This window comes from Enterobacter cloacae complex sp. 2022EL-00981 (assembly GCF_028737495.1).
Lineage (GTDB): Bacteria > Pseudomonadota > Gammaproteobacteria > Enterobacterales > Enterobacteriaceae > Enterobacter > Enterobacter cloacae.
Map to the genome: position 1 here is coordinate 64,690 of NZ_JAQZRK010000020.1, position 24,829 is coordinate 89,518.

A 24,829-nucleotide genomic window follows, 5' to 3' on the forward strand; every position below is an offset into this window, starting at 1 on the left:
AAGGGGAGAGGGGACATAAACACCCTCTCCCCTTTGGGGAGAGGGCTGGGTGAGGGGTAAGGTTTTAGTTATGCAGCCTTACGGAACCTGCGGGTGAGTCTCTTCTCGATTTCGACGACGAAGAACATCACACCCGCTACCGCAAGCGTTACGAACCAGTAGCGCAGCGGCAGCGCTTCCGTCCCGAACAGCATCTGCATAAACGGCAGGTAGATAATGGCCGCCTGGAGCAGGAACAGCACGCCGGTCACCAGCCAGATCCCTTTGTTTGCCAGCAGGCCACGGTTCAGGGAGAACCCTTCGGTATTGCGGCAGTTAATCATGTACACCCACTGGGCGCAGACCAGCATCTGCAGCAGCACGGTGCGGATGAACTCCGCGCTGTGACCGCGCGGGGCCAGCAGGGCTTCCAGCGCAAAGGCGGCGATGGCAATCATGGTGCCCACAAAGGCCACGCGCCAAACGGCATACGCGTCCATCACGTGCTGCCCGGTCTGACGCGGCGGACGGCGCATGATGTTGCGCTCGGCGGCTTCAAACGCCAGGCCGAAGGAGAGCGTGGCGGAGGTTGCCATGTTCATCCACAGAATCAGTACCGGCGTGAGCGGAATGATGTTCCCCGCCAGCAGCGCAATCACAATCAACAGCCCCTGCGCCAGGTTAGTTGGCATGATGAACAGAATGGTTTTCTTCAGGTTGTCGTAGACACGACGCCCCTCTTTTACCGCGCTGGCAATGGTGGCGAAGTTATCGTCCGTCAGGACCATGTCCGCCGCCTCTTTGGTCACTTCCGTGCCTTTGATGCCCATCGCAATACCCACGTCCGCCTGACGCAGCGCCGGGGCATCGTTCACGCCGTCGCCGGTCATGCCGACGATTTCGCCTTTATCCTGCAGCGCTTTCACCAGGCGCAGCTTATGCTCCGGGCTGGTACGGGCGAAGATGTCATACTTCACCGCCGCGTCCGCCAGCTCGGTGTCATCCATCTTCTCCAGCTGGTAGCCGGTCACCGCCTGCTCGCTGTTGGTGATCCCCAGCATCTGGCCAATGCTCATTGCCGTCTGCGGGTGATCGCCGGTGATCATCTTCACGCGGATCCCCGCCTGCTGGCAGGCGTTAATGGCGTCAATGGCTTCCGGGCGCGGTGGATCCATCATCCCGGCGATACCGAGGAAGATCAGACCGTGGCTGAGATCGTCATGCGTCAGCGCCTGCTCGCCGTTTGCCGGTTTGAACGCTGCGGCCACCATACGCAGTCCCTGGCGCGCATAGCGCTCCATCTCGCTTTCCCAGTACGCGCGGTCAAACGTCTGCGCACCGTTGCGGGTCTGCTGCTGTGCGCAGAGGGCGAAAATCACATCCGGCGCGCCGGTGATCAGGATCTGCTCCTCACTACCAATCTGGTAGTGGGTGCTCATGTACTTGTACTGCGAGTCGAACGGGATTTTGTTAATCAGCGTGGTCATCACCGGCGCGAGGTGGGCTTTCGCCGCCAGCACCTTCAGCGCGCCTTCGGTCGGCCCACCGGTGATGCCCCACAGGCCGCGCTCGTCCTGAATCAGCTGGCTGTCATTGCACAGGTCGATGGTGCGCAGGTACTGCTCCAGCACGGTGTCCGGCTGGATCTGCATCGGCTCGTCGCTGCCTTCCAGGTAAATGTTACCCACCGGCTCGTAGCTGTTGCCGTCCACGCGGTAGCAGGCGTCAGCGGTGATGATGGCCTTCACCGTCATTTCATTCATGGTCAGGGTGCCGGTTTTATCCGAGCAGACCACGGTCATCGCCCCCAGGGTTTCAACCGTTGGCAGCTTGCGGATAATCGCCCGCTTGCGCGCCATCGCCTGCACACCCAGAGAGAGGATAATGGAGATAATCGCCGGCAGACCTTCCGGTACGGACGCCACCGCCAGGCTAATCAGCGAGAGTAGCAGCTCGCCCATTGGGATCTCGCGGAACACCAGGCTGAAGATAAACAGCGCCGCCATCATCGCCAGAATAATGGCGAAGATAGCCTTGCCCAGCTTGTCCATCTGTACCAGCAGCGGCGTGCGGTGTTTTTCAATCCCGTCCATCATCTGGTTGATGTGGCCAAGCTCGGTCTCCTGTCCGGTGGCAATCACCACGCCGATCCCCCCACCCGCGCTTACGGTGGTGCCCGAGAAGACCAGGTTAGTGCGATCGCCCAGCGGCAGTTCACCGTTCAGCGGGTTGGTGTGTTTATCTACCACCGTTGATTCGCCGGTGAGAATCGCCTCTTCCACGCGTAAATTATGTGCTTCGATTAAGCGCATATCTGCGGGAATACGATCCCCCGCACGTAAAACAATAATATCGCCCGGAACTATTTCAGTTGTGGGTATTGTTTCATGGTTGCCGTCGCGAATAACGCGCGCCTCGCTGGAGAGCATATTACGAATACTCTTCAACGATTTTTCCGCGTTGCTTTCCTGAATATGACCAATTAACGCATTGATCACCGCCACGCCTAAAATAACCAGCGTATCGACCCAGTGGCCCATTATTGCCGTTAATACGGCTGCGGCCAGCAGGACATAAATCAGAACATCATTAAAATGGGCTAAAAAACGCAGCCAGGCGGGTTTACCTTTTTTCTCCGGCAGCGCATTCGGGCCATGTTTTTGCAAACGCGCCTGCGCCTCTGCACGCTCCAGACCCCTGGCCTGGCTCTGGGTGTGCGCAAGCACCTGCTCTACGGTCTGCTGGTATGCCAGCCCGCCGGAAGGCGGCACGTTCGGGGACAATTTTTTTTCGGTCATCGTATTTTTCCTTCAATATCCGGTGAACTAAAGCCTGAATTCCTTTCGGGCTAAAATAAATTCATTTTAAAGTCTTGCGCGTAAAATTGATCTACCGCAATATAATGACTTCTCGGTTATTCAAAACTGCATAAAAGTATTTCGATGAGCCAATTTTTACAAAATATTTCTAAACCAACTTTAAACGAGGAGGAACCATGTTTGGTATTTATCGCGGACGCCGTCTGGCGTTATACATTATCGCAGCCATTGTTATTGCAACGTTAATTGGATATAGCACCTATTCCTTTGTAAAATTATTTTCGTAATCCAGACATTAATTGACATAACGCGATATTCTTTTAATCGCGCGTGAGGATTTATTTTTATTTTACGAATAAGAAGCTGATAAGCGGTGATTATTTCAGTGAAACCGGGTGGGTGGGTTTATATTGCTTTACGTTCCGGGATGCCGGACAATGACATTTTTAACTGACGATTAACATTACGATGAAACACCCGTTAGAATCGCTGCTCACTGCGGGCGGCATTTTATTGCTGGCCCTGCTTTCGTGCCTGCTGCTACCGGCACCCTCTCTCGGGCTGGTGCTGGCGCAGAAGCTGGTTCAGACCTTCCACATGGTCGACCTTAACCAGCTCTACACCATTCTGTTCTGCGTGTGGTTCTTACTGCTCGGCGCCATCGAATTCTTCGTGCTGCGTTTCGTCTGGCGCCGCTGGTTTTCTCTGGCGTCGTAAGCGTGATGCAGGCCCGGTCAGGCGAAACCGCCACCGGGTAAAACAGCTCAGTGTGCCCTGCTGTGGTTCTCTTTACGATACGCCCCAGGCGGCTGGTTGAACGTGCGGGTGAAGATGCGAGTGAAGGTCTGCTGCGAGTCAAACCCGTAACGCAGGCAGATGTCGTATACCCGGGCGTCTGATTCGCGCAGATCCCGCGCCGCCAGCAGCAGCTTGCGTTCACGGATATAGCGCCCCAGACTCTCCCCTTTGTATTGCATAAACAGCCGCTGCAGGTGCCATTTCGAGTAACCCGCATGGCGGGCAATCTCTTCGATACGTAATGGCTGGTGCAGGTTATCGTCGATCCACTCGACGATAGTGTCGATGACTTGAGCGGAAATGGTCATACTGCTCTCCCCTTCAGCTTCCTGATTGATCATTATTCCCACCACTCACGAAATGTTTGCGTGGGATCACTCACCCGGACAGGCTCGCCCAGCGCGGGTGTCAACAGCCGATAATTTTTGTCCTTGCTGGCTTTTGCCAGTTGGATCAGCGGATCGTTCCAGGTATGTTTCGCCAGCACGAAGCGCCCGTTATGTCCCGGCACCACGGCTTTCGCGTTCAGATCCACCGAGGCCTGCGCCGTCTCTTCCGGCAGCATATGGATGTACTTCCAGTCCTGGTCGTACTGACCGTTTTCCATAATGGCTAAATCCACTTCGCCAAACTGCTCGCCGATGGCCTTAAAATGCGGCCCGTAACCTGAATCGCCGCTGTAATAAATCTTCTGTTCGGGCGTAACGAACATAAAACTGCCCCACAGGGTTTGATTGCGCTTGATGCCGCGCCCGGAGAAGTGACGCGCGGGCAGTACATGTACCGTCAGCGCCTCGCTGATGCGCACCGACTGGTTCCAGTCGCGCTCTTCAATAATCTCCGGCTTCATTCCCCAGTAACGCAGGTGCGATCCCACGCCCAGCGGAGTGACCACGCGTTTCACCTTTGGCAGCAGCGCCGTGATGGTGGCGTAATCCAGGTGATCGTAGTGATCGTGCGAAATGATCAGCAGGTCGATCTCCGGCATGCTGCTCGCCTGCCAGGGATACTCCCCGGCGAAGGCTTTGTTGAGGAATGAAAACGGCGCGGCGTAATTCCCGAGAACGGGGTCGATAAGGATCCGTTTCCCCGCCAGCTGCATATACCAGGAGGAGTGACCGAGCCACACCAGCGTCTCCTGCTCCCGCGGCAGGCTTGCGAGATCGGTTTTCACCAGCGGCAGCGGCTGTGCAGGACGGGCGTTTTCGGTCTTTTTGGTCAGGAACTCCCACATCGCCACCAGCATATTTTTGTCGCCGTTATAGCCTGGCGTGGGCAACGTATTGTGGAATTTGCCGTCGCGATACTGCGGCGAGGCCTCCACTTCCGTGAGCTGCGCACCCTGCGGTGGCTGGCCAAATCCGGCATTCAGAACAAACGGTAAACTCGCGGCTGAAGCAATAATCATGACAAACACCACGCAGATGAAGAGGGACTTTTTCATATCCTGACCCGAAAACGCGCCCCATCCGATGGTTTGCGCGGGCTGAACTTGATTATGAGTGAGTAAGCACTCATTATAGATATGATGATAAAGTCGTCAAGACGTTTTCGATCTTTGACATTCCGCGTTGCAGCGGGTCAAAGCACGTGTTTCAATCAGGGTTTTTACAATTGACAGGAGGAAAAATTTAGTGGCACGTCCGAAGAGTGAAGATAAAAAACAGGCCTTACTGGACGCCGCAACCGCGGCATTTGCGCAGTCAGGTATTGCCGCCTCAACGGCGTTAATTGCCCGTAAAGCGGGCGTCGCCGAAGGCACCCTGTTCCGCTACTTTGCTACCAAAGACGATCTGCTGAATGCCCTCTACCTGCACCTCAAGCAGGACCTCTGTCAGTCAATGCTCTCTAATCTGGACCGCAGCCTTACCACACCGAAAGAGCATACGCGAAACATCTGGAACAGCTATGTGGACTGGGGGATTCGTAACCCCGTTGCGCATGCGGCAATCCGCCAGATAGGCGTGAGTGAAAAGCTGAGCGCCGAAACGGAACTGGCGGTGAAAGAGATGTTCCCGGAGCTGCATGAACTCTGCCGCCGCTCGGTGCGCCAGGTATTTATGTCCGATGAGTTTAAAACCTTTGGCGATGCGCTTTTCTTATCGCTTGCCGAATCCACAATGGAATTTGCCACCCGCGATCCTTCTCGCGCCGTCGATTTTAAAGCGCTCGGGTTTGAGGTTATGTGGCGCGGGCTTGCCCAGGAAGAGAGCGATGGACAGTAAATCCCTGCAGGAGCACGCCAAACGCGTGGCGCTGGAGCTGCCTTTCACCGAACACTGCTGGCCGTTTGGACCGGAATACGATGTGTTTAAGATAGGCGGAAAAATTTTTATGCTGATGGGCACCGTACATGGACGGCCCCACGTCAGCCTGAAGTCAGACCCGGAAAAATCGCTGTTAAACCAGCAGATTTATCGCGGGGTGGAACCGGGCTATCACCTCAATAAAAAACACTGGATTTCACTGTACGGCACCGACGACGTCACGCCAGAGCTGGTGACCGATCTCATTAATGACTCGTGGAATCTGGTGGTGGATAAGCTGCCGAAAAAAGACCAGAAGTGGATAAGACCGGTTTGATTGTTCGTCTGGGACGAACAGTATAAGCGCTCGAATCGCACTTATCTTTTTCCGCGTCTCGCTGTAATCTGCTCTCCTTTCGCGCCCGCGTGCGGGCGAATTTCATTACCAGGAGTTGTTATGGATATTATTTCTGTCGCCCTGAAACGCCACTCCACCAAGGCGTTCGACCCCGCTAAAAAACTGACCGCAGACGAAGCGGAAAAGATCAAAACCCTGCTGCAATACAGCCCGTCCAGCACCAACTCTCAGCCGTGGCACTTTATTGTCGCCAGCACCGAGGAAGGTAAAGCTCGCGTGGCGAAATCTGCCGCAGGTACTTACGTCTTCAACGAGCGCAAAATGCTGGACGCTTCTCACGTGGTGGTGTTCTGCGCGAAAACCGCGATGGATGATGCCTGGCTGGAACGCGTGGTGGATCAGGAAGAGGCCGATGGCCGTTTCAACACGCCAGAAGCCAAAGCGGCGAACCATAAAGGTCGTACCTACTTCGCTGACATGCACCGTGTGGATCTGAAAGATGACGACCAGTGGATGGCGAAACAGGTTTATCTGAACGTGGGTAACTTCCTGCTGGGCGTGGCTGCGCTGGGCCTGGATGCGGTACCGATTGAAGGCTTCGACGCCGCGATCCTCGACGAAGAGTTCGGCCTGAAAGAGAAAGGTTTCACCAGCCTGGTGGTGGTGCCGGTTGGGCATCACAGTGTGGAAGATTTCAACGCCACGCTGCCAAAATCTCGCCTGCCGCTGAGCACGATTGTGACTGAGTGCTAATACATACGGGCCGCTCGCAGCGGCCCTTTACGCCTTACTGATCACCAATCTTCGGTGCGGATGAACGTCACGATCGTACCCCCACGCAAAGGCGATCCAGCGCTCTTCCAGTTCCGCGTATGAACTTACTGGCGTGAGTCTCCACTCTTCTCCTTCCGTGCCGTCCGCCACGCTAATGCGATAATTCATGGTAAATGCCCAGTCGATCATGCGTAACCAGAACCGTTGACCGTCTCCGGTTTGCTCGCTGTCTGACACTACAATGTCGTATTCGCTTAGCACCCACTGAAAAAACAATTGTGGTAATCCGCTTATCACGCGTTGATGGACAGCGCGGGGCGTACGCCAGACCATAACTTGCGTTGCGGCACCGTGAGGAAAGGTGATCTCTTTATGGAACGCCAGCTTCACGGCATATGCCGTATAAGGTTTGCCGTCGTCGGTAGTGACGAGACGGTATTCATCGCTATAACGCGATTTCAGGAGCCGGTATCCTGCAGGTAGCAAATACCCCGGCAACTGAAAATCCACCGTGCCCCGCGCCAGGAATGCTTCTGTATGTTCGACATTTCGGGAGATAAGCCCGAGTTTTTGACTAAAATCTGCTGACTCAATCATCAGTGGCGACATCGGTGGTTTCTCATCGCGTAAGTATAGTCCACTTTACAACGCATCTAAATGACGCAGATTCAGTAGGTTGAACAATGATTAATACAACGTGATCTGCGGATGCTTTACCCCACACACCAGCGCATAACGCGTTAAGGTATCCAGACTGGCTCGTGTGATATTTGCTTCCATTCGTGAAACCGTTGGCGCGCTAACCCCCATCCTCTCTGCCACCTGCGCACGCGTCAGTCCGGCCTGGTTTCGCCATTGCGCCAGCATGTCACGCAAACGCGCTTTACGCTCTTCCGCATCAAAAGAGGCTTGTACCTCTGAATCACTTAATAACTCTGCTCTTAATTCGTCCCAGTTAATAATCTTCTTGCTCATCTAACATCTCCTGTTGGTAGACATAATTCCCCGACTATGGAGCAACCCAACTGTTCTTATTTCAGACAAGCCATGTGGCAATGGTTTGTTATCAGGCTCACTCAGTGCCGTTGGATGAGTACGCAGTTTATGACGACATTAACATATAAGGCAATTTGCATTAAAGGCTAACCTCACCTTTCGTGATTTACCTTACACGTTTGCGCCAGGCTCAACCGAGTCCACGTCGATTCCCTGAATCCTTCTCGCAAAAAACTTACCTGGCCGAGTTACCCGCGTGCCAGATTCGTTCTGCATAGCGCCCAATCACCGCCAGCGACGCCGCGAGGAGCAGGAAGAACACCACTTTGTTCATCCCGTCCCAGAAGTATTCGAAATAGCGGGTGTAGAGGTTAATGGCGAGGAAGGTCAGGCCAAAACCGCGCAGCATGCCGTCGTCGGTTTTAAGGCTGATGTAAATGCAGAGCACCGCCGCCACGGCGAACAGCAGCGCCCACGGCAGCAGCGAAGCCTGCGTAACGCCATACCAGTTATCGATATCGTAGTTGCCGAAAATCGACATGATCCACAGGGCGACAAACGGATACGTGAGCCCCATCGCTTTGCTGGTCGTGTATAGATGGCGCGCCTGCAGCCTTCCGCGCAGCAGCCAGCACAGTGCCAGCAGCGCACCGCCGAAGAAGATAAAGCGTACCGGGTAGTTCATTCCCAGCCAGTAGGCGCCCCAGCCGGACATATAGCCCGTCTCCGCACCAAACCAGTTACCGAGTGAGAGCAGGAAAAACAGCCACACCAGGCCGGAGCGACCAAAGAAGCCCACCAGCCCATAAACCGCACATCCCGCCAGGAACAGCGGTGCGATATGGCCGCTGCCGTTATCCAGCCGCTCCCCGAGTTGCCAGAGCGCGATGGCGGTAAAGAGCACGCCGAGAAAAAGCATGGCTTCAGTGCTGTAATGCCACTGGGTTTCACGCCGCTGTCGGCTGAAGCCCCACAGATAAAACAGCACGGCAACCAGCGCAGGCAGCCCGATGCGTGCGATGGAGGAGAAAGAGAAGAATGCAATAATGCGCGCCATCAATTCACTGTCGGAGAACAGGCTGCCGATAGCGATGATCACGCAGGCCAGCGCCGTCCAGAAGGCATAGCGGCTGAGCCGCTGCCAGTCCATGGTGACGCGTGTCAAGGTGCCCGCCAGACGCTGATGCTCGTCAGCGCTTAATGTGCCTTCCTGGTGCCACTCGTTGAGCGCGCGGCGCAAAAGCCGCTCCTGTTTTCGGGTTACCTTCATTTTGCCTGCTCCGCCAGCCATTCCATCGCCCTCTCCCCCGCGTCATCCACCGGCAGATAGACCAGCAGCCGCGATCCATTACGCGGTGCAGAGTACCAGTACATCTGCTGCAGGGTAAACTCGCCCAGCTCAGGATGGGTAAACAGCTTGAGCTGGTTCTCCACCCCGCGCACGTCATTGCGCTGATGCCACAGGGTTTTAAATTCTTCAGACACCGCAAAGAAACGCGCCAGTTTCGCTTCCCACAGCGGATCGCCCCGGTGCTCGGCCATCGCCGCGCGGAAATAGGAGACAAAGATCGGCAGCACGTCGTCACGCTTGCCAAGCCGCGCACGCCATGCGGGATGGGTGAGGAAAAGATAAATACAGTTGCGATCTTCCGGCGGGATCGCATTGAAATCGACGCCCATTAAGTGCCCGAAGCTGTCGTTCCACGCCACGATATCGAAGTTGGGTTTCTGGATGCTGGCGGGTTTCGGCATGAGGGTATCAAGCAGGCGACGCGTGCCCTCGCTGATCCCCTCGCAGCCCATCGCCTGTGGCGCTTCACCCGGCGGCAATCCGGCCAGCACAAACAGATGGCGCGTCTCGGTCGGGGTGCATTGCAGCGCTTTTGCCACTGCCGCCATCACGGTGCTGGAGGGATTAACATCTCTGCCCTGCTCCAGCCACGTGTACCAGGTCACGCCCACGTCAGCCAGCAAAGCCACCTCTTCACGGCGCAGCCCCGGCGTGCGGCGGCGGCCGCTGCGCGGCAATCCAAGACGCTGTGGATCAAGGCTCTCACGCCGGGCGCGTAAAAATGCCCCCAGCTGTTTTCGCGTGTCGTCCTTGAGTGAGACAACAGGTTCAGACATCAGCGCCATAACTCCCCCTGCATGGTAGTGCCAGTACCAGTATAAGCAAGAACTGGTACCCGTTTATCAGATCGTTGATGCTACGACCATCTGTTGAATGACGCAATGGAGTTACCATGAATACGTCAGTTGTTTCACCGGGTCGCGCAGGCCTGATATTGCTGTTAACCGGCCAGATGCTGCCGCTGATTGATACCTCGATCACCAACGTAGCGCTGGACGCTATCACCCACTCCTTGCACGCCACCGCCACCGAACTGGAGCTGATTGTCGCGCTCTACGGCGTGGCCTTCGCCGTCTGCCTTGCCCTTGGCAGCAAGCTCGGGGATAACCTCGGGCGCCGTCGTCTGTTTATGTGGGGCGTGGCAAGTTTTGGCCTGGCGTCGCTGCTGTGCGGAATGGCGGGAACCATTGAGCAGTTGCTTGCCGCGCGCATCATTCAGGGCGCAGGAGCGGCGCTGATCGTGCCGCAAATCCTCGCCACGCTGCACGTGACGCTAAAAGGCACGGCCCATGCGAAAGCGATCAGCCTGTTTGGCGGTATCGGCGGCATTGCGTTTATCGTCGGGCAGATGGGCGGCGGCTGGCTGGTGTCGGCGGATATCGCCGGGCTGGGCTGGCGTAACGCCTTCTTTATCAACGTGCCCATCTGTCTGGTGGTTCTGGGGCTGAGCCGTCGCTATGTGCCGGAAACCCGTCGCGAAACCCCGTCGCGCATTGACTGGACGGGCACCGTCCTGCTGGCCGTCATTCTCTGCTGCCTGCTGTTTCCGATGGCCCTCGGCCCGCAGTGGCACTGGTCCTGGCCGCTGAAGGCCGCACTGATGGCGATTATCCCGCTGGGGTATCTGATGGTCTTAAATGCCCGTAAAAAAGAGCGTGAGGATGCCCATCCGCTGATCCCGCCGCGTCTGATGCAGCTTCGCAGCATCCGCTTTGGGGTGCTGATTGCGCTGCTCTTTTTCAGCGTCTGGTCCGGGTTTATGTTCTGTATGGCGCTGACCATGCAAACCGGTCTGGGAATGGCACCGTGGCAGTCGGGGAACAGTTTTATCGCCCTGGGGGTGACCTACTTTATATCGGCATGGTTTGCCCCGCGTCTGATTGCCCGCTACAGCACCAGCTCGATTCTGCTGACCGGGCTGGCGATTCAGATTATCGGCCTGCTGGCGCTGATTGCCACCTTCCGTCTCTGGGGCATGGACAACACGGCGCTGACGCTGGCACCGGCAACCGGGCTGGTTGGCTATGGGCAGGCGCTGATCGTCAACAGCTTCTACCGCATCGGGATGCGCGACATTCAGCCTGACGATGCCGGGGCGGCCAGCGCGATTTTAAGTACACTGCAGCAGGCCGCCCTGGGACTTGGCCCGGCGATTTTTGGTGCGATCCTGCTACACGCGCTGCAAAACCACCACGGCGATTATACCCAGGCGATTAACGTCTTCCTCGCCGTGGAAACCGGCATGATGATCGTGCTGGGGCTGGCAACGTTACGTATGCGCCATCGTCTGTGCCTGCCTGTGGTGAAAACCTGCCACGCCACCAAATAAGCCGCGAATTTGCATAATAGATCCGCAGCCGCCATTATGGGGCTGCATCAATACAGGAGACGTTATGCAGGAATTAATTGCTCAGGTTGAAGAGTTAGGGATTGAAATTAATCACACCACCTCGTTAGTGATTATCTTTGGTATTATTTTTCTTACCGCCATCATTGTTCATTTTATTCTGCACAAAGTGGTGCTCCGCGCTTTTGAGAAACGCGCGCAGGCCAGCAGCCATTTGTGGTTGCAGATCATTACTCAGAACAAATTATTTCACCGCCTGGCGTTTACCCTTCAGGGGATAATCGTCAACGTTCAGGCGGTACTGTGGCTGCAAAAAGGCAGCGAAGCCGCGGAAATGCTCACCACCTGCGCGAAGCTGTGGGTGATGGTGTATGCCCTGCTCTCTTTCTTCTCGCTGCTGGACGTGATTTTTAATCTGTCGCAGAAAATGGCGACCGCCTCGCAGTTGCCGCTGAAGGGGATCTTCCAGGGGATCAAGCTGGTGAGCGCCATTCTGGTGGGGATCTTAATCATCTCCCTGCTGATCGGCCAGTCACCCGCCATTCTGATAAGCGGCCTGGGGGCCATGGCGGCGGTGTTAATGTTGGTGTTTAAAGACCCCATTCTGGGGCTGGTCGCCGGTATTCAGCTCTCCGCTAACGATATGCTCAAGCTCGGCGACTGGCTGGAGATGCCGAAATACGGCGCTAACGGCACGGTGACGGACATTGGTCTCACCACGGTTAAAGTCCGCAACTTCGATAACACCATCACCACCATTCCGACGTGGGCGCTGGTCTCCGACGCGTTCATCAACTGGAGCGGCATGTCTGCCTCCGGCGGGCGACGCATCAAGCGCAGCCTGAATATCGACACCACCAGCATTCACTTCCTCGACGAGCAGGAGCAGCAGAAGCTGATTCAGGCGAAACTGCTTAAGCCTTATCTGGCCGCGCGTCATGAGGAAATAAACCTGTGGAATCAGCAAAACGGTGAAGGGGAATCGGTATTAAACCTGCGCAAGATGACCAATATCGGCACCTTCCGCGCCTATCTGAATGAATATCTGCGTAACCACCCGCGTATTCGTAAAGATATGACGCTGATGGTGCGCCAGCTGGCGCCTGACGCAAATGGTCTGCCGATTGAAATATATGCCTTCACCAACACGGTGGTCTGGGCGGAATATGAAGAGATTCAGGCTGACATCTTCGACCATATTTTTGCCGTGGTGGATGAATTTGGTCTGCGTATTCATCAGTCCCCCACCGGGAACGATATTCGATCCCTGGCGGGCGGCATAGCACAATAATCAGGTACTGGCGCGGGAAATAAAGCGCCAGTCCAGCATCACCCTCTCCGTGGGCGCATCCGGGTTATCGATTTTATTCAACAGCAGATCGACTGCCTTGCGCCCGATATCCCGCGAAGGCTGTTCAATGGTGGTCAGCGAGATCATCTCCGCCAGCTCCGTACCGTCAAACCCTACCACCGCGATATCCTCCGGCACGCGCAGCCCCGCCTGCTGTATGGCCCGCAGCGCCCCTGCCGCAAGGGTATCGGACACCGCAAATACCGCGTCCGGCGGGCTGTCCTTCAGCAGATTTTGCATCGCCGCCATGCCCGCGCTGGGGCTGAGATCGCGGGCATATTCCACCGCCTGATAATTCAGATCCCGCAGGTGGAGCACGCTTTTGTAACCGCGTTCGCGCAGGCGGGCATATTTGTAGCTGAGATCGTGATTGATCATCGCGATACGTTTGCGTCCGCCGTCGGCAAGCTGGCTGATGGCATGCTGTGACGCATCCACATCATTGATGCCCACGCAGGAGACCGTTCCGGCATCGGCGTATTCGGCGCACTGCACCCACGGCGCGGAGCCGATCAGGGCGGCGAGTTCAGGCAATTTTGAGAAGGCATCCATGGTGATAATGCCGTCGACGATTTTGCCCGACAGCAGGCTTAACCCCGAGCGGGAGCGTTCGATATCAGACCCGGAATTGCACAGCAAAATACGGTAGCCGTTCTTCTCGGCTTCCTCTTCAATGCCCTTCACCACTTCGGCACAGAACGGGTTGGCGATATTCGAGACCATCACCAGGATCATATAGCTGCGCGCGGTGCGCAGCTGGCGTGCCAGCAGGTTGGGCTGGTAATTGCTCTCTTTAATGGCCTGCAGGACGCGCTCGCGGTTTTTCGCCTTCACGGTATCGCTGTTGTTAAGCACGCGCGAGACCGTTGCCACAGACACTCCGGCAAGCTGAGCGATTTTCTGAATTGACATAGCGACGGCACTTCCTGCGGTTAACGTTTTATGCAGGCTACCATAAATTCGTTGCCCGGCGAACCGGGCAACGCGTTACGCTTGCACACGAACCCAGCGCTGCTGCTGATGGCTTTTCACAATGGCATCAATGATATACATCACGTTCGCCCCGTCGTGGAACGTCGCAAACTCGGGCCGTTCGGGCATCACACCGGCCTGCACGGCACGGTAAAACTGCGCCATCATGTTTTTAAACGCATCGGGCCAGCCTTCGATGTGCCCGCCGGGGAAGTGAGCGCTGTCGGCCACATCGCGGTTCATCAGACCTGGATCGTCACTGAGCGTCTGATTGGCCTGTGCGCGGTGGCCAATCCACAGCTGTTGCGGCACCTCCTGATCCCATGCCACCGACCGTTCGCTGCCGTTGATTTCAAACGTCAGACGGTTTTTGCGCCCGGCGCTCACCTGCGAAACGCTAAAGCAGCCTTTGCTGCCGTCGTCAAAGCGGAACAGGACGGAGCCAACGTCTTCGGTGGTGACCCGCTTGTCTTCATACTGCGCGTTTTCGTCACGAGTGAAGGTGTGATTGCCTGCCACGTTTGCCTTGCGCGTCGGCCAGACGATGGATAAATCGGCCATCACCTCGGTGATGCGCCGCCCGGTAACAAACTGCACCGTGTCGCACCAGTGCGAGCCGATATCCGCCACCGCGCGCGACGCACCGCCCAGGGCCGCATCCACTCGCCAGTTGTAGTCCGTTTCCAGCAGCATCCAGTCCTGCAGATAACTGCCGTGCGCGGCGAAGATCCGACCGATGCTACCCGCCCTCATCATGCTTGCCGCCTGGCGCACCATGGCAAACTGGCGATAGACAAAGCTGACGCCGTGAATCACCCCTGCCTGCTCCGCCAGCGCTACCAGCTCACGCGCTTCGTCCGGGGTCATGCACAGCGGCTTCTCGGAAAAGACGTGTTTTCCCGCGCGCAGGATCTGGCGATTAATCTCCGCGTGCAGATGGTTTGGCGTGCAGTTGTGCACCACGTGTAAATCCGGATGTGCAAGCAACGCTTCCACGCTGTCGAAGGCGTGCGGCACGTTAAGCTGACGCGCTTTTGCCTGCGCCTCGGCAAACGTACCGTCGCAGAGCGCCACCACCTGCACAAACCCGAGACGCCGAAGCGCCTCGATATGCGCCGGGCCGATAAACCCGCTGCCGATAATGCCGACGTTAATCATCGTTACCCCCTGCGGCAAAATCATCAAACGAACGCCCGGAGACCGGAATGATGTGACGGCGGATAAACTCGCTGCCTTCCCTCGCGCCGGTATCGCCATCCTTCAGGCAGCACTCCCACTCCAGCACCGCCCAGCCGTCGTAGTCGTACTGGGTCAGCTTGCTGAAGATGCCTTTGAAGTCGATCTGCCCGTCCCCCAGTGAGCGGAACCGCCCGGCCCGGTTGAGCCACGGCTGGTAGCCGCCGTAGACGCCGCTGCGCCCGTTGGGGCGAAACTCGGCATCCTTCACGTGAAACGCTTTAATACGCGCATGGTAGATGTCGATAAAGGTCAGGTAGTCCATTTGCTGGAGCAGCATATGGCTTGGGTCGTAGAGAATGTTGCAGCGCGGGTGGTTATCAACAAGCGCCAGAAAACGCTCAAAGGTCACTCCATCGTGCAGATCTTCCCCCGGATGCAGCTCAAAGCAGACGTTCACGCCCTGCTCGTCAAAGGCGTCCAGAATCGGGTGCCAGCGGGTTGCCAGTTCCTGGAACGCCGCCTGAAAACGCTGCTCATTGTGCGGCGGCCACGGGTAGAAAAACGGCCATGCCAGCGAGCCGGAGAAGGTGGCGTGCGCCTTCAGGCCTAATCTCGCCGAGGCCACGGCGGCCTGTTTCAGTTTTTCTGTGGCCCACGCCTGCCGGGCGGCCTCATTGCCGCGCACGGCTACAGGGGCGAAGTGGTCAAACGCGTCACTGTACACCGGGTTTACCGCCACAAGCTGGCCTTCCAGATGGGTCGACAGCTCGCTGATCACCAGCCCGTGCTCCGCCAGCGTGCCGGTGATGTCATCACAATAGGTCTGGCTTTCCGCCGCTTTCTGCACATCAAAAATAGCCGGATGGTTACAGGGGATCTGCACCGCCTTATAGCCCATCGCTGCCGCCCAGCCCGCCAGCCCGTCGAGCGTGTTGAACGGTGCATTTACACCAATAAACTGCGACAGAAAAATACCCGGTCCCTTAATCGTTCTCATACCACCTCCAGAACATTACGCCTTGTCATCGTCATACTTAAACGTGAGAAGGAAAATCAGCGCGATCGCCGCGGCAGCCACCGCCGGGATCCACCAGAACGTGACCCACGCCTGCGGAACGGCCTGCCCGGCCACCAGGCGGTTATAGAGCGCGCCGGATATCTGCGAGCCAAGCAGCATGCCGATGCCGTAGGTGAACATCACGATCATGCTCTGCGCCTGACCTTTGACCTTTTCGCCTGCGACCCGGTCGGTATAGATAAAGCCGACAACAAAGAAGAAATCGTAGCAGACGCCGTGCAGCAGAATGCCGAGATAGAGCAGGATGCGCCCCTCTTCACTCACGCCCAGCGCAAACATGGCGTAGCGCACAAACCACGCCAGCATGCCGATCAGCAGCATGATTTTCACGCCCAGGCGGCGGAACAGCAGCGGAATGACCAGCATGAAGAAGATCTCAGACATCTGCCCGAACGACATGGCGGTACTGACATCCGCAATACCCGCATCCGCCAGATACGAGGCGGTGTAGGCGTAGTAGGTCCCCAGCGGGACGGAGATCAGCATCGCGCAGACGGAAAAGACGAAAAAGTGGCGGGTTTTAAGCAGCGCAAAGGCATCCGCGCAGAAGAGATCGCGAACCTGCACCGGCAGCCCTTTCGCGGGAGCAGGCGTGTGCGGTAACGTCAGGCTGTAGAGAGCCAGCAGCACGGAGCTGACTGCCGCCACCTGGAAGATGGTGACGCTTGCCGCCACGCCGGTGACGCCGATGAAAATGCCCGCCACAATCCAGCCGATAGTGCCAAACACGCGCACCACCGGGAAGGTTTTATCCACGTTCGCCAGGCTGTGAAAGGCGATATTGTTGGTCAGCGCCAGCGTCGGCATATAGCAGAGCGTGTAACCAAACAGCAGACCGATCAGCAGCGCACCGTTTTCAGCAATCAGCGCGCCCGGCACAAACCAGAGGATTGCCGCCCCGGCCAGATGCATCACCGCCATCACCTTTTGCGAAGCGAAGAAGCGATCCACCAGCATGCCGAGCACAAACGGCGACAGAATAGAGGCGATAGGCCCGGCGGAGAACGCATCGCCAATCAGCAACGACATGTTGTGCTGGGTCATCACCAGACCCAGCGTGACCGACCAGCTTCCCCAGATAAAAAACTGCAGAAACATCATCAGCGACAGACGCGGCACCAGCAGCCGGTGCGGTGCTATCGCCTTTCCACTACTTTCAGTTGTTGACACCATGATAAGCCTCACCCTCAAAAGTAATCGATTACAAAACAGCTCAAACAAAAAGTAATCGATTACAAAATAAAGATCCTGTGGATCGTAGAAGATTTGGGAGGGGGGTCACGATAAAGAGGCTTGCCTGATAAACAGATGTGTTCTGATTGGAATTATAGCCAATAGGCTATAAAATAATAAGGCGAGGAAGCTACAGGAGAAACGATGTGGAACGTCGAGACAACAGACAGATTTGATGAATGGTTCTTTGAACAAACAACAGCGTTAAAAGAAGATGTGCTGGCAGCAATGCATATTCTTTCTGAGTTTGGTCCGCAACTTGGGCGGCCGTTTGTAGACACCGTGAAGGCTTCAGCCTTTGGGAACATGAAAGAGTTACGAATTCAGCACAGAGGAAATCCCATCAGGGCCTTTTTTGCTTTTGATCCTGACCGCAAAGCAATTGTGCTCTGTGCCGGGGACAAAACCGGTTGCAACCAAAAACGGTTTTATAAAGAGATGATAGCGCTGGCTGACGTTGAGTATCACAGACATCTGGCGAATAAGGAGGCCATATGGCAACGCTAAAAGAACTTATGGCACAACAGAGCGCGGAAAGTCAGGAGCGCATTGCGGCGAAAGTTGAAGTAATGCGCAGAATTGTTGCGCTGAACCAACTGCGGGAAGAGCTCAATATTTCGCAGACAGAACTGGCCGCGGCAATGGGGGTAAAACAACCCACGGTGGCGAAAATCGAACTGCCGGGAAACGACCCCCGACTTTCAACGCTCAAACGCTATGTGAGTGCGCTTGGAGGGGAGCTAAGCATCGATGTGACGTTACCAAACGGGAAACGGATAGCGTTTGAGATTTAATAGTGCAACATGTAGGCCCGGTAAGCGCAGCGCCACCGGGCGTGAAGGCAGGTACGGTCTGGTTTGGTGCGGTCTGTTGCCCTCACCCCGGCCCTCTCCCACAGGGAGAGGGAGAAAAACGGGCTACTTTTTGCGTGAGAGCTTAAACGCGATAAACAGGAACACCACCCACACCGGCAGCAGCATCGCGGACAGACGCATGTCGTCGATGGTGCACATCAGCACCAGGATCATCGCCAGGAACGCGATACAGATATAGTTCCCCGCCGGATAGAGCAGCGCCTTAAACTGCGTCTCACGCCCCTTGCGGCGCATCGCGGCGCGAAAACGCAGGTGCGCCAGGCAGATCATGATCCAGTTCAGTAGCAGCGTGGCGACAACCAGCGCCATCAACAGACCAAAGGCCTGTTTCGGCAGCAGGTAGTTGATCAGCACCACCAGCGACGTAATGGCCCCGGAAAGCAGCAGAGAGTTGACCGGCACGCCGCGGCGGCTGACGCGGGTGAGGAATTTAGGCGCATTCCCCTGCACCGAAAGGCCAAACAGCATGCGGCTGTTGGAGTAAACCCCGCTGTTATAGACCGACAGCGACGCCACCAGAATGACGAAGTTCAGCGCCGACGCCACCACGTTGCTGTTCAGATCGTGGAAAATCATCACAAACGGACTGCTGTCGGACTTCACTTCCACCCACGGGTAGAGCGCCAGCAGTACCACCAGCGAGCCGATGTAGAACAGCAGAATACGGTACACCACCTGGTTAACCGCTTTTGGAATGCTTTTATGCGGATCGCGCGCTTCGGCCGCGGTGATCCCAATCAGCTCCAGCCCGCCGAACGAGAACATAATCACCGCCAGGGACAGGATCAGCCCCTTCCAGCCCGTCGCCAGGAAGCCGCCGTGCTGCCAGAGGTTGTCGAGAGTGGCCCGCTCGCCGCCGTGGCCGGAGAACAGCAGCCACAGGCCAAAGCCGATCATGCCGATAATCGCCAGCACCTTGATCAGCGCGAACCAGAACTCGGTTTCACCATACAGGCGCACGTTCACGAGGTTAACGGCGTTGATGATAATAAAGAAGGCCGCAGCCCAGACCCACGTTGGCACCTCGGGCAGCCAGTACTGCATATAGATGCCTGCGGCGGTCAGTTCGGCCATTCCCACCAGCACAAACATCACCCAGTAGTTCCAGCCGGAGAGGAAGCCTGCGAACGGGCCCCAGTATTTATAGGCAAAGTGAGCGAACGAGCCTGACACCGGCTCTTCGACGACCATCTCGCCGAGCTGGCGCATGATCAGGAAGGCGATAACCCCGGCGATACCGTACCCCAGCAGGACCGCCGGGCCAGCCATCTGAATGGCGGGGCCGATACCCAGGAACAGCCCGGTACCGATCGCGCCGCCAAGGGCAATTAACTGAATATGTCGATTTTGCAAACCACGTTGCAGCGTCGGGTTCTGTTCCGACGAAGCTTCAGCGCTACCGTTGCCTGAAGCGGATGACGCGTCTTTCACGTCCTACCCCTGTCTCTTTTTTAGAAGGGGCACGTTTTAACACTTCATGCTGGTGGTAGCAAGTTTAACGCCGGGCCACTGCGTGCACCCGGCGGATAAACGTCACGAACCGATGATCCCACCGTCCGCTTTGGTGATCACCACCGTCGACGAACGCGGACGTCCGTTCGGGTTCGCGTCTGGCCAGTTGGAAACAGCACGCGGATTGGCCGGGTCGGTAATATCATCCCCGCCCTCTCCCGGATGCTGAATGTTAATAAACAGCGTGCGGTTGTCCGGCGTAAACGCAATCCCGGTGATTTCACACCCGCGTGGGCCGGTCAGGAAACGGCGATACTCATTGGTGCCCGGAATGGTAGCCACCATCTGGTTATTGCCCATCCCTTCGTACGCTTTCTTATTAATGGTGCTGGAAGAGACATCGGTCTGGATCCACAGCACGCCCTGGTGATCGAACGACAGGCCATCCGGGCTGCCGAATGCTGCCCCCTGCATGGAGCCTTTGGCCTTCGGATCGTCGCTGTCGGTACGCCCGGCCATCACCAGAATATCCCACTTAAAGCGAGCGGCAGCCGGATCGGCTCCCTCTTCGTGCCAGTGCATAATATGACCAAACACGTTGTTGGCACGCGGGTTGGCGGCATCGACCGGCGCCTTACCCTCTTTACCGCGATCGCTGTTGTTGGTGAGCGTACAGTAGACGCTGCCGCTGGCGTACGGATCGACCGCAATCCACTCTGGACGATCCATTTTCGTCGCCCCCACCACGTCGGCCGCCAGACGGGTTTTGATCAGCAGATCGCCCTGGCTTTCGAAACCGTTGCTTTTATCCAGGCCATTCTGCCCGAAGATCAGCGGCAGCCAGTCGCCGCTCCCCTCCTCGTTGAACCGGGCAACGTACAGCGTGCCGGACGTCAGCAACTGCATATTGGCTTCACGGTTGGCAGGATCGTATTTTTTGTCCGAGACGAATTTATAGATGTACTCAAACTTCTGGTCGTCCCCCATATAGACCACCACGCGGTTATCGGCGGCGAGCGTGACGGCGGCGCCTTCATGCTTGAAGCGGCCCAGAGCGGTGTGCTTGCGCGGCGTGGAGCTGGGATCGTAGGGATCAATCTCCACCACCCAGCCGAAACGGTTGGGTTCGTTAGGGGTTTTATCGACGCTGAAGCGGTCATCCACCTCGTTCCAGCGGTAGGATTCATCGCTGTCGCTGATGCCGTAGCGTTTTTCCAGCGGATTAAGATCGGCTTTTTTGACAAAAATATCCGACCAGTTCTCCTCGCAGGTGAGATAGGTGCCCCACGGCGTATGGCCGTTGGCGCAGTTTTGCATGGTGCCCAGCACGCGTTCCCCCTGCGGGTCAGCGGCGGTTTTCATTAAGTCCTGATGCCGCGCCGGGCCGGTAAGCTGCATCGGCGTATTGACGGTGATGCGGCGGGCATACGAAGACGGGCGAACTACCTGCCAGTCGCTGCCCGATTTTTTCACTTCCACCACCGACACGCCCATCGCGTTCTGCCCCTTGCGGGCCTTGTCGAGATTCCAGTTGGCCGTGCCGTCGGTAAACAGCATCCCGTTATCGATGTACTCATGATTCAGCGCCAGCAGGCCATGTTCCGGGTTTTGTTTCCCTTGCGGCAGGCTAAACCACGCCATCCCGTCGTGGTGCATGCCCGCCTGCACGGCCTGTTCGTCGGTGGTGTTGCTGGCATCCTGTTTAAACGCCGGCATGTTGTTCTTGATCCCCGTCGGGTCACCCCAGCGATAAAACGGACGGGCGATATAGCCTTCCGGCACCCTGACCGTATCTTCCGTGGATACGTCGATGCTGGTAAAGCCCAGGGAAACCGCTTTTGCCAGTGCAGAAGGCTTTGATACTGCGGCAATGGCGCTTTCAGGTTTGATCAGAAAAGGGAATGAAGCGGCAGCACCCGCCACGGCGCCCATCTGTAAAAAACGGCGGCGGGAGAGGAATACCTCCGCAACCTCGGAGAATACCGGGTTAGCGCTGCGGTTAGTGATATCGTCGCGATGTTCTTTTTTAAATACGGATTTGAGGGGTCTGCCCATAGCGGCTTCCTGTCATTGGCCAAGAGGTAAAGGTCTGGAGGCCAGTGTAAGAAGCTTTTATTACAATTTTATAACAAGGTACGGAAGGATGGGGGCATCCTTGCCCCGGATAACGAGGTGGAACGCTTAGAACTCGTAGCCAACCGAGACCTTAAAGGTACGCGGTTCGCCCTGCGTGATGTAGGTGCCGGAATCATCAACGCTGGACCAGTACTTTTCGTTGGTCACGTTGTCGATGCCCGCGCGCACCGTCATCTGGTTTTCATTGTGGTTCACCGCGAAGCGATAGCGCATGCCCAGATCCAGCGTGGTATAGCTGTCGAGCTTTTTGCTGTTCGCGAGGTCGGCGTACTGCGTGCCGGAGTGGTTGACGCGGGCGGTAGCCGTCAGGCCCTCAATCGGTTTGATGTCGTACTCTGCGCCCAGCACGGCGTAGAAGTTCGGGACACCAATGGCATCGTTACCCTGATTCACGCCGTTTTTGGTTTTGGTCAGCTCGGCCTGCAGCCAGGTGGCGCTGGCGTTCAGACGCATCCCGAGCATTGGCTCGCCGAAGACGTTCAGCTCTACGCCACGGTTACGCTGCTCAGCGTCCAGGCCGTAGTGACCGCTGTCGTCGAGGATCGCCGACGGCATTTTGATCTCAAACAGCGCCAGGGAGCCGCCCACGCGACCAAAGTCCGCCTTCACGCCCACTTCATTCTGCTTAGAGTGAACGATACCGGTGCTCTGGCCGTAGTTGGTGGCCGTGTTGGGCGCGGTTTTACCCGGCTGCAGCGCTTCGGTGTGGTTAGCGTAGAGCGAAATTTCCTCCCACGGTTTATAAACCACACCGTAGGTTGGCATCCAGCGACTGCCGTCAAAACCGTCCGCGTCGTTTTCCGCACCGGTAATTTTGTTGTACCCGCGGATGACCACTTTCTGATGACGTGCGCCGGCGGTAAACAGCAGCTTGTCATCCAGCACGCCCAGGGTATCACTCAGCAGCCAGCCCTGAGTGCGGGTGCGCCCGCTGGTCAGCGGATCGCTGTATTTGCCGCCAGAGCCGTTGAAATTGGAGCTGTCCGGCATCGCGACGCCGGTGTTGTGGTAAATGTTGGTGGTTGGGTTATCCGCCGTCGCCGACATTTTCCAGGCGATTTTTTCGTTTTTGGTCATCGCGGAATACCCCACGTTGACCTTGTGCGAGACAAAGCCGGTAGTGAAGTGACCGCGTATCCCCGCCATACCGCTGACGGAATCGCTGATACGGTTGGTATCAAGACGGCTGACCGTGGCCTTACCGCTCTTGTCCACCAGCTTCGGCGCGCTGTAGATCCCCTCTTCGTGCGCGTGCTGCGCGCCGAGGCCGGTATAGGCCGTCCAGTTGTCAGTGATGTCGTACTCGCTGCGCCACATCCCGAACTCGTTTTCAATGTCGCTGTAGGCCCATTTCTGCGAGAAGTTACGATCGTTTTTTGGCGGCTCAGGCACAAAGTCCACGGCGGAAATGTTGACGCTGGTCGGGCTGCCGTGGAAGGTTTTCTTCTGATAGCCCAGATCCAGCGAGGTGCGGAAATTGTCGCCTTTGTAATCCAGACCAGTGGAGAGCAGCGTGGTGCGGCGGCGGTCGTTCGGCACGCCTGTTTCCCCTTCCCGGTGAACCAGGTTCACGCGCGCGCCGAACTGATCGTTGTCGCCAAAGCGTCGGCCAGCATCGAGCGTGGTGCCAATCTGTGAGTCGGAGGTGTAGTCCACGCCCACTTTCGCCTGCGGGACGTCGCCCGCATGTTTTGGCTCAAGGTTAATCATCCCGCCCACGCCGGAGCTTGCCGCGCCGTTCATCAGCGAGTTTGCCCCTTTGAAAATTTCAATGCGATCGACCATCTGGGCATCCACAACCTGACGCGGCAGCACGCCGGACAGGCCGCCAAAGGTCATGTCATCGCCGTCAAACTTCAGGCCGCGAATACGGAAGGTTTCGGCGCTGTTACCGTAACCCTGAACAAACTGCACGCCTGCATCGTTGGCAACCACATCAGCAATGGTTTTCGCCTGCTGATCTTCCACCAGCTTCGAGGTGTAGCTGATGATATTAAACGGCACGTCCATGGCATTCTGCTGGCCGAGCATCCCCAGACGGCCGCCGTTTGCCACCTGTCCATCCAGGAAGGCGGGTACCAGCTGGTCGCCGCCGGGAGTGAAATCAGGCCCGGTGGCAGACTGGACGACCATGGTGTCTTCTGGCTTTGCCTCTGCCGCAAGGGCACCGTGGGTCACTGCGCCAATGGCGAGCGCCAGCAGTGTTTTATGCATTCTGGTGTTGTTCATAATGGACTCATTAAATGTGCGCGCAAAAATGGCCCGTTGTCGGGCCTTAGAAAAGTTTATATGTAATGCAAATGAGAACTATACGCATTATATCTGCATTAGCAAGTGTAACCGCGCGTTTCGGCCTGAGGACAGGGGGTTAAATGAAGCCGGGGAAGAGAGAGGTGTTACAGAGGAAAAGCGTGACGCACAGCCACCCCGGATCCGGGATGGCTGCAGGACATTATTTTTTCTTGTAAATATCGGCCGTGCCGTGAATTTTGTTGTTGGTATTACCTGACGTGAGCACCAGTACGTCGGCACCTTCTTTATCTGCTTTTTCAATCAATTCTTTCTTTGCATCATCAATAGAGACTTCATTTGAAGTGCTTACCGTACCGATTTTTTCATACTGCGATTCGACTTTCTCGAATTCATTTTTCGTCAGCAGTTCAGCCGCAAAGGTATTGGTGGTAAACAGAAACGCCGTTCCCAGCAAAATAGCAGTCGTCTTTTTCATAACCTTTTTTCCTTGAGATTAATCAGCAACTGAATCGCCACGGGTTTAACAGACACCTCAGAGTCATTTAAGATGGCTTAAAGAGAGGTGCCCATGAGCGGTAAGCGTTATCCCGAAGAGTTTAAAACTGAAGCAGTCAAACAGGTTGTTGATCGCG

General features: G+C 56.6%; 23 protein-coding genes. 8 read left to right on the forward strand and 15 right to left on the reverse strand.

Annotation, left to right across the window (positions count from 1 at the left end; genetic code table 11):
• Positions 1-68: 68 nt before the first annotated feature.
• Positions 69-2,777, reverse strand: coding sequence for a cation-transporting P-type ATPase (locus tag PUZ33_RS16935; protein ID WP_047024294.1), 2,709 nt, complete (start codon positions 2,775-2,777; stop codon positions 69-71).
• Between the two features lie 489 nt (positions 2,778-3,266).
• On the opposite strand from PUZ33_RS16935, the gene PUZ33_RS16940 reads away from it, so the two are divergent.
• On the forward strand, positions 3,267-3,515 hold the full coding sequence (locus PUZ33_RS16940; RefSeq protein WP_013097677.1) for a DUF1158 domain-containing protein: 249 nt from the start codon (positions 3,267-3,269) through the stop codon (positions 3,513-3,515).
• A gap of 47 nt (positions 3,516-3,562) precedes the next feature.
• Here the strand turns inward: PUZ33_RS16940 and PUZ33_RS16945 are convergent, their stop codons facing one another.
• Both PUZ33_RS16945 and PUZ33_RS16950 read right to left on the reverse strand, forming a co-directional pair.
• Positions 3,563-3,904, reverse strand: a complete 342-nt coding sequence (locus PUZ33_RS16945; RefSeq protein ID WP_014830972.1) for a RamA family antibiotic efflux transcriptional regulator — start codon at positions 3,902-3,904, stop codon at positions 3,563-3,565.
• Positions 3,905-3,936: 32 nt separating this feature from the next.
• Entirely contained in the window at positions 3,937-5,040 is a 1,104-nt protein-coding gene (locus PUZ33_RS16950) for an MBL fold metallo-hydrolase (protein ID WP_013097679.1), read from the reverse strand.
• A 190-nt stretch (positions 5,041-5,230) separates the two neighbouring features.
• Between PUZ33_RS16950 and PUZ33_RS16955 the strand changes: the two genes are divergently transcribed.
• From PUZ33_RS16955 to nfsB, 3 genes are all read left to right on the forward strand, one after another.
• A complete protein-coding gene (locus PUZ33_RS16955) occupies positions 5,231-5,821 on the forward strand; it encodes a TetR/AcrR family transcriptional regulator (protein WP_013097680.1) in 591 nt (196 codons plus the stop codon).
• The gene (locus tag PUZ33_RS16960) at positions 5,811-6,179 is read left to right on the forward strand and encodes an MmcQ/YjbR family DNA-binding protein (RefSeq protein ID WP_013097681.1); all 369 of its coding nucleotides are present in this window, start codon (positions 5,811-5,813) and stop codon (positions 6,177-6,179) included. Before PUZ33_RS16955 ends, PUZ33_RS16960 begins: the two co-directional genes overlap by 11 nt.
• A gap of 120 nt (positions 6,180-6,299) precedes the next feature.
• The gene (gene nfsB / locus PUZ33_RS16965) at positions 6,300-6,953 is read left to right on the forward strand and encodes an oxygen-insensitive NAD(P)H nitroreductase (protein ID WP_013097682.1); all 654 of its coding nucleotides are present in this window, start codon (positions 6,300-6,302) and stop codon (positions 6,951-6,953) included.
• Between the two features lie 27 nt (positions 6,954-6,980).
• On the opposite strand, the gene PUZ33_RS16970 is transcribed toward nfsB, so the two are convergent.
• From PUZ33_RS16970 to PUZ33_RS16985, 4 genes are all read right to left on the reverse strand, one after another.
• Positions 6,981-7,583 (reverse strand): hypothetical protein, encoded by a 603-nt coding sequence (locus PUZ33_RS16970; RefSeq protein WP_020689366.1) that lies wholly within the window; start codon positions 7,581-7,583, stop codon positions 6,981-6,983.
• 78 nt (positions 7,584-7,661) lie between these two features.
• Positions 7,662-7,949 carry a helix-turn-helix domain-containing protein gene (locus PUZ33_RS16975; protein WP_013097683.1) on the reverse strand — a complete coding sequence of 96 codons (288 nt, stop codon included), beginning with the start codon at positions 7,947-7,949 and terminating at the stop codon, positions 7,662-7,664.
• Positions 7,950-8,205: 256 nt separating this feature from the next.
• The gene (locus PUZ33_RS16980) at positions 8,206-9,240 is read right to left on the reverse strand and encodes a hypothetical protein (RefSeq protein ID WP_058681143.1); all 1,035 of its coding nucleotides are present in this window, start codon (positions 9,238-9,240) and stop codon (positions 8,206-8,208) included.
• Positions 9,237-10,106: a helix-turn-helix transcriptional regulator gene (locus tag PUZ33_RS16985; protein ID WP_058681144.1), complete on the reverse strand. Its 870-nt coding sequence runs from the start codon at positions 10,104-10,106 to the stop codon at positions 9,237-9,239. Before PUZ33_RS16985 ends, PUZ33_RS16980 begins: the two co-directional genes overlap by 4 nt.
• Before the next feature lie 107 nt (positions 10,107-10,213).
• Between PUZ33_RS16985 and PUZ33_RS16990 the strand changes: the two genes are divergently transcribed.
• Both PUZ33_RS16990 and PUZ33_RS16995 read left to right on the forward strand, forming a co-directional pair.
• Positions 10,214-11,650: an MFS transporter gene (locus tag PUZ33_RS16990; RefSeq protein WP_029882609.1), complete on the forward strand. Its 1,437-nt coding sequence runs from the start codon at positions 10,214-10,216 to the stop codon at positions 11,648-11,650.
• A 64-nt stretch (positions 11,651-11,714) separates the two neighbouring features.
• Positions 11,715-12,959 (forward strand): mechanosensitive ion channel family protein, encoded by a 1,245-nt coding sequence (locus tag PUZ33_RS16995; RefSeq protein ID WP_020689363.1) that lies wholly within the window; start codon positions 11,715-11,717, stop codon positions 12,957-12,959.
• On the opposite strand, the gene PUZ33_RS17000 is transcribed toward PUZ33_RS16995, so the two are convergent.
• The 4 genes from PUZ33_RS17000 to PUZ33_RS17015 form a co-directional block, all read right to left on the reverse strand.
• Positions 12,960-13,931 carry a LacI family DNA-binding transcriptional regulator gene (locus PUZ33_RS17000; RefSeq protein WP_058681145.1) on the reverse strand — a complete coding sequence of 324 codons (972 nt, stop codon included), beginning with the start codon at positions 13,929-13,931 and terminating at the stop codon, positions 12,960-12,962.
• Positions 13,932-14,006: 75 nt separating this feature from the next.
• Entirely contained in the window at positions 14,007-15,149 is a 1,143-nt protein-coding gene (locus PUZ33_RS17005) for a Gfo/Idh/MocA family protein (protein ID WP_058683110.1), read from the reverse strand.
• Positions 15,142-16,167 carry a sugar phosphate isomerase/epimerase family protein gene (locus PUZ33_RS17010; RefSeq protein WP_058681147.1) on the reverse strand — a complete coding sequence of 342 codons (1,026 nt, stop codon included), beginning with the start codon at positions 16,165-16,167 and terminating at the stop codon, positions 15,142-15,144. The genes PUZ33_RS17005 and PUZ33_RS17010 overlap by 8 nt, the downstream gene beginning before the upstream one ends.
• A 15-nt stretch (positions 16,168-16,182) precedes the next feature.
• Positions 16,183-17,421 (reverse strand): MFS transporter, encoded by a 1,239-nt coding sequence (locus PUZ33_RS17015; protein WP_029882613.1) that lies wholly within the window; start codon positions 17,419-17,421, stop codon positions 16,183-16,185.
• A 204-nt stretch (positions 17,422-17,625) separates the two neighbouring features.
• Here PUZ33_RS17015 and PUZ33_RS17020 point away from each other — a divergent pair, with 204 nt between their 5' ends.
• Positions 17,626-17,988, forward strand: coding sequence for a type II toxin-antitoxin system RelE/ParE family toxin (locus tag PUZ33_RS17020; protein WP_013097692.1), 363 nt, complete (start codon positions 17,626-17,628; stop codon positions 17,986-17,988).
• Positions 17,976-18,275 (forward strand): helix-turn-helix domain-containing protein, encoded by a 300-nt coding sequence (locus PUZ33_RS17025; protein WP_058681148.1) that lies wholly within the window; start codon positions 17,976-17,978, stop codon positions 18,273-18,275. The genes PUZ33_RS17020 and PUZ33_RS17025 overlap by 13 nt, the downstream gene beginning before the upstream one ends.
• A 123-nt stretch (positions 18,276-18,398) precedes the next feature.
• Here PUZ33_RS17025 and pheP read toward each other — a convergent pair whose 3' ends face one another.
• The 4 genes from pheP to yahO all read right to left on the reverse strand — a co-directional run bounded on the left by pheP (position 18,399) and on the right by yahO (position 24,672).
• Positions 18,399-19,787, reverse strand: a complete 1,389-nt coding sequence (pheP, locus tag PUZ33_RS17030; protein WP_023620421.1) for a phenylalanine transporter — start codon at positions 19,785-19,787, stop codon at positions 18,399-18,401.
• A 102-nt stretch (positions 19,788-19,889) separates the two neighbouring features.
• A complete protein-coding gene (locus PUZ33_RS17035) occupies positions 19,890-21,863 on the reverse strand; it encodes a PhoX family protein (RefSeq protein ID WP_058681149.1) in 1,974 nt (657 codons plus the stop codon).
• A gap of 126 nt (positions 21,864-21,989) precedes the next feature.
• Positions 21,990-24,173 carry a TonB-dependent receptor gene (locus PUZ33_RS17040; protein WP_058681150.1) on the reverse strand — a complete coding sequence of 728 codons (2,184 nt, stop codon included), beginning with the start codon at positions 24,171-24,173 and terminating at the stop codon, positions 21,990-21,992.
• A gap of 223 nt (positions 24,174-24,396) precedes the next feature.
• Positions 24,397-24,672, reverse strand: coding sequence for a DUF1471 family periplasmic protein YahO (gene yahO, locus PUZ33_RS17045; RefSeq protein WP_013097697.1), 276 nt, complete (start codon positions 24,670-24,672; stop codon positions 24,397-24,399).
• Positions 24,673-24,829 lie beyond the last annotated feature (157 nt).